The 8,628-nt window shown below is 70.0% G+C and carries 11 protein-coding genes; 3 read left to right on the top strand and 8 right to left on the bottom strand.

Translation table 11 applies throughout. The annotated features are described in order from the left end of the window. Positions 1-27 precede the first annotated feature (27 nt). The 4 genes from VIG79_RS06820 to VIG79_RS06805 are packed head-to-tail and all read right to left on the bottom strand — an operon-like array spanning position 28 to position 3,996. Complete coding sequence (locus VIG79_RS06820; protein ID WP_331883806.1) at positions 28-891, bottom strand: enoyl-CoA hydratase/isomerase family protein; 864 nt, start codon at positions 889-891, stop codon at positions 28-30. A gap of 29 nt (positions 892-920) precedes the next feature. Continuing rightward, positions 921-2,264: a Dyp-type peroxidase gene (locus VIG79_RS06815; RefSeq protein ID WP_331883803.1), complete on the bottom strand. Its 1,344-nt coding sequence runs from the start codon at positions 2,262-2,264 to the stop codon at positions 921-923. A 43-nt stretch (positions 2,265-2,307) separates the two neighbouring features. Beyond that, entirely contained in the window at positions 2,308-3,435 is a 1,128-nt protein-coding gene (locus VIG79_RS06810; protein ID WP_331883801.1) for a DUF4331 family protein, read from the bottom strand. 48 nt (positions 3,436-3,483) lie between these two features. Further along, a complete protein-coding gene (locus tag VIG79_RS06805; RefSeq protein ID WP_331883798.1) occupies positions 3,484-3,996 on the bottom strand; it encodes a hypothetical protein in 513 nt (170 codons plus the stop codon). 662 nt (positions 3,997-4,658) lie between these two features. Here VIG79_RS06805 and VIG79_RS06800 point away from each other — a divergent pair. Both VIG79_RS06800 and VIG79_RS06795 read left to right on the top strand, forming a co-directional pair. Further along, positions 4,659-4,793, top strand: a complete 135-nt coding sequence (locus VIG79_RS06800; RefSeq protein WP_331883795.1) for a hypothetical protein — start codon at positions 4,659-4,661, stop codon at positions 4,791-4,793. 103 nt (positions 4,794-4,896) lie between these two features. Then, complete coding sequence (locus tag VIG79_RS06795; RefSeq protein WP_331883793.1) at positions 4,897-5,121, top strand: hypothetical protein; 225 nt, start codon at positions 4,897-4,899, stop codon at positions 5,119-5,121. Here the strand turns inward: VIG79_RS06795 and trmB are convergent. Beyond that, the gene (trmB, locus tag VIG79_RS06790) at positions 5,118-5,804 is read right to left on the bottom strand and encodes a tRNA (guanosine(46)-N7)-methyltransferase TrmB (protein WP_331883791.1); all 687 of its coding nucleotides are present in this window, start codon (positions 5,802-5,804) and stop codon (positions 5,118-5,120) included. The two genes, VIG79_RS06795 and trmB, sit on opposite strands and share 4 nt — an antisense overlap. A gap of 60 nt (positions 5,805-5,864) precedes the next feature. On the opposite strand from trmB, the gene VIG79_RS06785 reads away from it, so the two are divergent. After that, positions 5,865-6,068 (top strand): antitoxin, encoded by a 204-nt coding sequence (locus VIG79_RS06785; protein ID WP_331883789.1) that lies wholly within the window; start codon positions 5,865-5,867, stop codon positions 6,066-6,068. 76 nt (positions 6,069-6,144) lie between these two features. Here the strand turns inward: VIG79_RS06785 and VIG79_RS06780 are convergent, their stop codons facing one another. The 3 genes from VIG79_RS06780 to VIG79_RS06770 all read right to left on the bottom strand — a co-directional run bounded on the left by VIG79_RS06780 (position 6,145) and on the right by VIG79_RS06770 (position 8,525). Continuing rightward, positions 6,145-7,155: a PP2C family protein-serine/threonine phosphatase gene (locus VIG79_RS06780; protein ID WP_331883787.1), complete on the bottom strand. Its 1,011-nt coding sequence runs from the start codon at positions 7,153-7,155 to the stop codon at positions 6,145-6,147. 182 nt (positions 7,156-7,337) lie between these two features. Beyond that, complete coding sequence (locus VIG79_RS06775) at positions 7,338-7,814, bottom strand: ribose-5-phosphate isomerase (RefSeq protein ID WP_331883784.1); 477 nt, start codon at positions 7,812-7,814, stop codon at positions 7,338-7,340. A 48-nt stretch (positions 7,815-7,862) separates the two neighbouring features. Beyond that, a complete protein-coding gene (locus VIG79_RS06770; protein ID WP_414672595.1) occupies positions 7,863-8,525 on the bottom strand; it encodes a DsbA family protein in 663 nt (220 codons plus the stop codon). Between the last annotated feature and the right edge of the window lie 103 nt (positions 8,526-8,628).

The following is an 8,628-nucleotide window of genomic DNA, read 5'->3' as shown; positions in this document are numbered from 1 at the left end:
GGGCGGGGTCGACGTTGGTGATGTCGTTCAGAAGTCGGCGTCCTTGAAGGAGGGTTCGCGACCCTCGTTGAAGGCACCGATCCCCTCGACGCGGTCGGGGTGGACGGCCGAGCGCCAGTGCGCGTCCATCATGATCGCGATGGCCTGCTCGATCGGCTGCCCCTCGCCCAGGTGAGCGGCCCGCTTGACCGCCTGCACGGCGGTGGGGGAGTTGCTCGCGATCTTCTCCGCGACCCGCATCGCCGCGTCCATGAGCTCACCTGGTGGGTGCAGCTCGTTGACCATCCCCAGCCGGTACGCCTCGGCAGCGGTGATGGGGTCACCGGTCATCAACATCTGGAGCGCCTTCCCGCGGGGCAGCAGGCGCGGCAGCAGGGCCGGTGAGCCGCCCCCCGCGGCGAGGCCCAGCATCGCCTCCGGCTGACCGAAGGTGGCTCTCTCCGCGGCGAGGATGAAGTCGGTGCTCTGCGCCAGCTCGGACCCGCCGCCGTAGGCGATCCCGTTGACCGCCGCGAAGATGGGCTTGCGCAGCTCGCGCACCGTGTAGAGCGTGCGGTCGAAGTCCTGGCGCTGGCGCAGCCAGTCCTCCTTCGTCATGTTCTTGCGTTGACGAAGGTCGCTGCCGACCGAGAACGCCCGGTCCCCGGCGCCGGTGAGGATGACGACACGGACCGCCGTCTGGACCGCGATCGTCTCGATGACCTCGGTCAGGCGAGCACCCATCTCGGTGGTGATCGCGTTGTCGGGTGGCCGGTTCAGCGTGACCACGGCGACGCGTCCGTCGGAGGCGTAGTCCAGGAGGACGGGCGACTCGGGCTCTTCCTGGTCGGATGCAGGGGGGCCGAAGTCCAGTGCGTCCCAGCGACTCGTGCCTGTCGAGCTGTTGCCCACGACTGCCTCTTCTTCTGGATCGACGGTGGTCATGACTCGAGGTCCGCGAGCCACCGCATGGCCCGCAGGCCCGGAGCGAAGCAGTACTCGCCGCCCCGGGTGATGACGAACGGGGGCAGCTCGGTCAGCCGGCGCCGGATCGGGCGCTGAGGAACGGTGAAGACACCCGAGCCGTCGTTCGCGCCGACGAGCGGGTCCTTCTCGAGCGGGGCGCCGATGAAGATGCCGTCGTTGAGCCACTGGGTCTTGACGAACTCGAACTGACGCTTCAGGTGCGCCCCGGCGAAGACGAACATGATGCCCCGGTCCACGCCGTCGTCCTCCAGCACGCCCTCCGGCAGCATCGGTCCGTAGCTGGTGCCACGCCGGATCATCCGATGGAGACGCACGTCCACACTGCCGTCGTGGTCGAAGGCATCCCGCGGGTTCGCGCGCCGCGCGTGCGCGCCGACGGGGCACGTGAAGCCGCGCGGATCCTCGCCGTAGCCGAAGTCGTTGTTGCGGTGTGGGTCGCTGCCGAGGGCGGGGTCGTCGGCGGCGGGCGTGAGTGCCAGCGGGGCGCCGCTCTGCCAGCGCCCGACCATCTTGGCGCCGAGGAGGGCCTCGTCGGCCCGGCTGGTTGCGCGGTCGGCCAGGTACCGCCGATACGCCGCCACCCTCGTGTGCAGCTTCCGGAACACGACATAGGTGCCGTTGCGGCCGAGCACCTCCGGCGACGGCATCGGCGGCAGCTCACCGGACTCGTCCGGGTAGCCGAGGATGATCTCGCCGGCCCTCAGGGGCCGCTCGCGAGGATTCGTCGTGGGTCGGCCACTGCCTTCCACCGCAGGCTGACCGATCCCGTCCTTGAACCCGAACGACGTTCGTCCGGTGGGCAGCTGGTAGCAGTCCTGCCGCCAGACCAGCTCGACACCCGAGAGCTGCTGCTGGGCGCTACGCGCCTCCTCGACAGCGACGTCATGCCGCGCTGCGTCCGGGGACAGAACGGCCACCGCCACGTGCACGTCGTCCGTCCCGAGGGGCTTCTCCCAGTTCTCGGGGCTGCTGTCGCCCACGTCCCCCAGCGCCGCCGCGCGGGCCGCCATCCCCTCTCGGAACTCGGGGGCGAAGCTGTCCAGCGAGGTCTGCGGCACCCCGAGCGCCTGCAGGCCCTGGTAGGTGAAGGCCACGGTGATCGACGTGTCGTGGGCCGGGTCGGCGGAGGCTCTCTGGGACTCGGCGAGCGCATGCAGCCGCCGAACCAGCTCGCGTCCCGCAGCGCGGTCGTCGATCCGCAACAGCAGGTACGTGCCGACGTAGGGCGACGGGCGCTCGTACAGCGCCCCGCTCTGGATGTCGTCGAGCTCGAGGACGGTGCTCTCCGTACCGGTCACACCACTCCTTCTCTCGCTGGCTCGCGGACGTCGTGCATGGGCGCTAGTGGTGCTCGGGCAGGGCTGGGGGACTCGGGTTGGGCGGCGAAAGGTAGGGGAACGTGGCCGAGGCCGGCCGCGAGGAACGGTCGACGCCGTCGCGGATGACCGGACCGTCCCCACCGTTGACGAGCTGGGTGAAGATCGTGTCCATCACGTCGTCGTTGATCGCCCGCCCGCCGCAGGTCCGGTGCGTCTCGCCACGACGGGTGGCGGTCTCGATCTCGAGGAACGAGCCGTGCTCGTGGTAGGGCTTGGTGACGTCGACGACGAGGAAGTCCGCGAGCATCAGCTCGGTCAGTGGGTGCCGACCGCCGTCCCCGTTCGTCGGCCAGTCGACGGTCCCGTCGAGCCCGTCCCAGAACCGCAGGTTGGCGTCCAGCCGGGCTCGGTAGGCGCCGAGATAGGCGTCGGCCAGGTGGAACGCGTCCTCCATGTTGTAGAGGTCGCGGATCTCCAGGTCCCGGTTGACGAGGTCGAACTGCTTCGGCGCCAGCATCATGTTCTTCACCTCAGGCCGCCCGACGCGCTCGATCCGGACCGTGAACTTCCCCCGCGTCAGCGTCTCGGCGACGACACCCACCAGCTCCGCCTGGGGCAGGAGGGCCACGTCGATCTCGAGGACCAGACCGAGGACGTTCTTGCCGTCGAGGTAGATGGAGCCGGGGTCGGTGAAGGACAGCTGCCCGGAGGCGATGGTCTTCAGGGCCGCGGGGGCATCCATGATGAAGGGGTCCCAGCGAACGCCGGCGAACGCGCGGACGCCGTGACCGACGCCACCGTCGGTGTCGTTCACCCGGAAGGTGACCGTGTCACCAGTGGGGGTGGTGCAGACGCCCTCCTGCAGACCGTCTTCGGCGCCGCTCGGGGCCGAGAAGACGCAGTCGAAGACGAACTCGTCCGGGCCGGCGGCAAACGGCCCCGCGCTGCCCAGCGGTCCGGCCGTGACGTGCCGCAGCCGGAAGCGGTACACCAGCCCGTCCGAGAACGCCGCGGACGGTGGCGCGAACGGCAGGGTGTTCATCACGAGCACGAGATGACCGGGGTGCTCAGGGCTCGGAAAGGCGTAGACATCGGTGATGTCCGCGATCGGGTCCGCGAGGGCACGCGGACCGGAGATGTGGTCTGACATCCGTACTCCTCGGCTCGACCTCGCTGCCCGACGGCCTGTCCTGCGTGCTTAGTCCGCCGCCTCCTCGAGCAACGGCTTCAGAGCAGGGTGCTGCAGCGCCTCCGCCGCCTGCGGATGGTCAAGCACCTGCTGGAACGCCTGGTTCACGCGCTGCGCCTTCCGGATCTCCTTGACCGTGCCCCCGTAGTTGCGGGCATACGCGGCCGCACTCACCTCCGCGCCCAGGACGAACGCCCGCACCGCCGCCAGATCCGGCAGCCCGTCGTAGCCCTCCACATGCCGGAAGATCACGTCGAACAGGCCCAGCGTCGGCCCCGAGGTGAAGAAGTCCTCCATGTACGCGTCCCACGGCCCATCGAAGCTGGTGATGAACGCGAGCCGCGTGTCCTCGTCGAACAGCACGAACCGGGCCTCGTGGATAGAGGTGATCGCCATGCCGTAGTCGCCCGGCCGGTATCCGGGGGTGTCCTGCAGGTCCTGCAGCGCCCCGCGCAGGGCGGCGCCCTCGCCGGGCTTGACCCTGAAGAACAGGCTGAACTCGCTCGTCGGGCCAACACTCATCCCCGGATGAGTCGCCTCGGTCCCAACCGCTGACATTCATGCCTCCAGGGTGTCGAAGCGCGCCTCGGACCGGGCGGCCGAGCGGCTGCCCGCCGGCTCATGGTCCACGCGACGACAGTAAGCACCGCCGCGCGCGAGGTACCTCACCCGGACAAGATGAGACGGAGGTCGACCGGGATCGCCGTTCGTTCACACACCCGTTGGTCGATCTCTGAGCCCTCCGTAGGGTCGCGCCGTGACCATACGAGCGGACGGAACGTCTCCCCTTCGATCTGCGTCGCACCCGTCTCGTCGTCACGGGCGCTCCCGGAGCCGGTAAGTCGACCGTCTCGCGGGCGGTCGCGGCCGCCTTGAGCCGTTCGGCGCTCTTGGAGGCATACATGGTCAGCGGGATGGTCGTGAGCGGCCATGTCTGGGCGTTGGGCGAACCGCCGACGAGGCCGCGCGGCAGATCCGGCTGTGCCACGAGAACCTGTTCGCCCTGGCCACGAACGTGGTCGTGCCCGACCTGGCGAACCTCGACGGGTTCCGTTCGGCGCTGAGTGACCGGCTGTGCCTGGTGGTCCTCGACCCCGGGACCGACGTCTGCGTGAGCCGCAAACGCGACTCGCCCGCCGATCGAGCAGTTCTTCTTCGACGGCCACGACGGGCTGCACGCCACGATGCAGACCGGCTTCGGTGGTCTCGGCTGGTGGCTCGACACCTCGGCGCAGACGTCCGAAGAGACCGTCGAGCAGCTCCTGACGCACGCCGACGAGCGAGCACGGGTCGAGCCCTTGGCCACGCTACGGACGTGATCACCCGCAGCCCGACGGCTTGACCTCGGCGTCCAGCCGCCTTTGAGAATCCGGTCGTAGCGTCGACGCCCGAAGAACCCGCCTCGATCCGGGGGTCCCACCGATGTCGCCGAACCTGCTCGCCCCGCTGGTCCTCCTCGGGATCCTGCTCGTCACGGTGGCGTGGGTCTACCAGGATGCGACGAACCACGCCGCTTCCGGCGAGCGGGTCGTGTTCTGGTCCGGGTCATTTCGGCTGGAGACTCCGACGGCGTGGGCGGCGCTCTGCCTGGTGCTCTGGGTGTTCTTCTTCCCCCTCTACCTCCGGGCCCGACAGCACACGCTCTAGCGTCGGTCGAGGCGCAGGTCGGTGACGGTCCGGCCGGCCGCCACGCCTTTGGGCTCGAACCCGTCCAGCGGGCGCCACGTCGGCCGCGGCACGTCGCGCACGACGAACCCGCCGTGTGCGGCCACCTCGGACCGCACGTGTTCGGCGTATGCGGGCTGGTCGGTCGCGACAAGCACGTGCCCTTGCGCGACGAGCCGGGACGCCAGCAGATCCAGGGTGGAGGCCTGCACGAACCGTCGCTTCAGGTGGCTCCGCTTCGGCCACGGGTCCGGGAAGAACAGGTGCACGGCCGCCAACCGACCAGCTCCCACCCGGTCGGTGAGGAGCTCGACCGCGTCGCCGATCTCGACCCGGAGGTTCGGCACGCCGACCGACTCCGCCGCCGCAAGCATTCGGGCGACACCCGGCACATGGACGTCGACGGCGATCACGTCGTGGTCCGGATGCGACGCCGCATACGCGATGGCCGCAGCTCCGTGTCCGCAACCCACCTCGAGAACCACCGGTGCCTCGCGCCCGAACACCTCACTGGGCACCAGCGGACCCGGCGGCAACCCCCGCGAGGGGAGGTACCGCTCGAGCCGCCCCCGGGTGAGCGCGGACCGGCTGCCCTGCCGACCCGCATACGTGCGGATCCGGCCCGATGCCGGGCCGGACTCGGCCCTGTGCCCCGGCGATGTCATGTGCCTACAGTGGCGGAGTCGAACCCCTTGGGGGTCACCCACTGCTGAAGGAGTCGGGTCATGAGCACGTTCGACAACATCAAGGACAAGGTGCAGGGACTCGTCGATGAGCACGGCGACAAGGCCGGCGTGGGTCTCGACAAGGCTGGCGACTTCGTCGACGAGAAGACCAGCGGTCAGCACTCCGCGCAGATCGACGGCGGCGTCGAGCAGGCCAAGAACGCGCTGGACGGCCTCGACGGCCAGGACGACGACATCCCCTGAGTCACCCCACGAAGTTCTTCGCTCCGCTCCGATACTTCGCGGGGACCCCGACCCTGAGGGCCACCCCCGGGGGAGATCAGTCCCGCCAGATCATCACGACGGCCCGGTCGTCGGTCTCTCCGGCGCGCGCCGAGGCGCAGAGCCGCTTAGCGCCGCCGGCGAACCCGCCGCGGACGAGGCGCTCCGCCGCGCCCAGCATCCGGTCCACTCCGACCGTGAGGTCGCGGAACCGGGACTCGACGACCCCGTCCGTGTAGAGCACCAGCGCGTCGCCGCGACCGAGCCGGCGGTACGAGCGGATGTAGGTCGCGTCGTCGATGACACCGAGCAGCGGGCCGGCCGCCTCGCCGAGCACCTCCCAGCGGCCGGAGCCGTTGTTGAACTGGACCGCCGGCGGGTGCCCGGCGCTGCCGATCGTGTAGTCGCCGGTGGCGAGATCGATGGACACGTGCACCGCCGTGGCGAACCCCTCGTCCCAGTTCTGTCGGAGCAGGTAGTTGTTGGCGGCCGTGAGGAAGCGGTTCGGCTCCTGTTCGCCGAGCAGCCCACCGAGCGCGCCCGAGAGGAGCAGCGACCGGGTTCCCGCCTGCACGCCCTTGCCCGACACGTCGACGAGCACGACCTCGAACCACCGGCCGTCCGGGGAGCGGGTCGCCACCACGAAGTCGCCGGAGAACGACTGTCCGTACGCCGACTCGACGGCGGTCTCGGCGTGCCATCCGCCGGGTAGCTCGGGCAGCTCACCGAACGCGCGCAGCCGGTCGCGCAGGTCCACGAACATCGACTCGCCGCGGCTGCCCTGGACCCCCAGCCGCGCCCGGGACCGGGACGTGGCCGACATGATGATGATGACGATGGCCAACGCGGTGATGGCGAGCGCTTGGGGCAGCTGCGGTGTGCGCCAGGTCAGCACGAGCAACTCGGCGATGAACGTGCTCCCGACGAGCAGCAGGGCGACGGGGGTCAGGTAGAGACCCGCGATCACCACGAACGGCGCATAGATCGAGTACGGGAGCTGCGGCCAGATCAGGCCCCACCAGAAGATGAGCAGGCCGATGGCGGCGAGCACGGCCGACCACGTCAGCACCGTGGTCCGGGAGCGTCCGGCAGTGCCGGAGAAGGCAGACCCGAGCAACCGAGACGCACGGCGCCGCGGAACGCTGCTGGACCACGTCATGATCCCGCCAATCTAGGTCGCCGCAACGCCGAGCGTGGGCATCTTCCCCCAAACGGGTGAGCCCCGCATCCGCTGGGCGGCCGATCCCCGACCTAGGTGGTGGCGCGCTCCGGCGGCAGCGTCCCGTCGTCCTCGTACCGCGTCACCATGTCGAGCCGGCGGACGTGCCGCTCGACGCCCGAGAACTCGGTCGCAAGGAACACGTCGACGATCTCCTTGGCCAGCTCGGTCGCCGTGAACCGGCCCCCGATCGAGACCACCTGGGCGTTGTTGTGCTCGCGGGCCAGCTGCGCCAGCTCCGCCGTCCAGCACAGCGCCGCGCGGATGCCCTTGACCTTGTTCGCGGCCATCTGCTCACCGTTGCCCGAGCCACCCAGCACGACGCCGAGGGACCCCGGGTCGTCGGCCACGGCCTTCGCCGCCCGCAGCACGGCCACGGGGTAGTCGTCTTCGGAGTCGAAGACGTGCGGTCCGTGGTTCGTCACCTCGTGGCCGCCCTCCTGGAGGTGGCTGACGAGCGCCAGCTGAAGCTCGTATGCGGCGTGGTCGCCGCCGATGTGCACGCGCATGTGCCGTCCTGCCCTTTCGGGGGAACACGGGGGGCGGAGCCCCCTGGGTCAGTCGAAGATCGGACCCTGCGTGCGGGTCCGCTTGATCTCGTAGAACCCTGGCGTACCCGCGACGAGGAGGCAACCGTCCCACAACCGGGCCGCCGCCTCACCCTTGGGAGCGGGAGTGACGACCGGCCCGAAGAACGCGATGTCGCCCCAGGCGATGACCGGCGTCCCGACGTCGGTCCCGACGAGGTCGATGCCCTCGCGGTGGCTGCGGCGCAGCGCGCGGTCGTACTTCTTCTGGTGGGCGGCCTTGGCCAGCTCCGCCGGCAGGCCGACCTCCTCGAGCGACTCGGCGACGACCCGGTCGCGGTCGCGCATCTGGCCCAGGTGGATCCGGGTGCCCATCGCGTCGTAGAGCGGCTTGACGACCTTGTCGCCGTACTGCTCCTGCGCCGCGATGATGACGCGTACCGGGCCCCAGGACGTGTCCATGAGCTTGCGGTAGCCCGCGTCGAGATCGCGCTTCTCGTTGAGCACCGAGAGGCTCATCACGCGCCACTCGACCTCGATGTCGCGGAGCTTCTCGACCTCCATCAACCAGCGCGACGTCATCCAGGCCCACGGGCAGGCCGGGTCGAACCACATCCGCACGGCGGCCTTGGCCGGCGTCGAGCCGCTGCGCCGTGTGGTCGTCCTGCCGGTCCGTGCCGCTGTCGGGGTCATGCTCGGCATCTTGTCACCATGGCCTGAACTCTCCAGCGGCGTCCTCCCGCGTCGGCGCCGTGAGAGCATGAACGGCGGTCCGGAGTGTGCTCGCATACGCCGG

The sequence above is a fragment of the Lapillicoccus sp. genome (assembly GCF_036559105.1).
GTDB lineage: Bacteria > Actinomycetota > Actinomycetes > Actinomycetales > Dermatophilaceae > Lapillicoccus.
The sequence above is the reverse complement of the archived record's forward strand: the minus strand, read 5'-3'. Positions and strand labels throughout refer to the sequence as shown.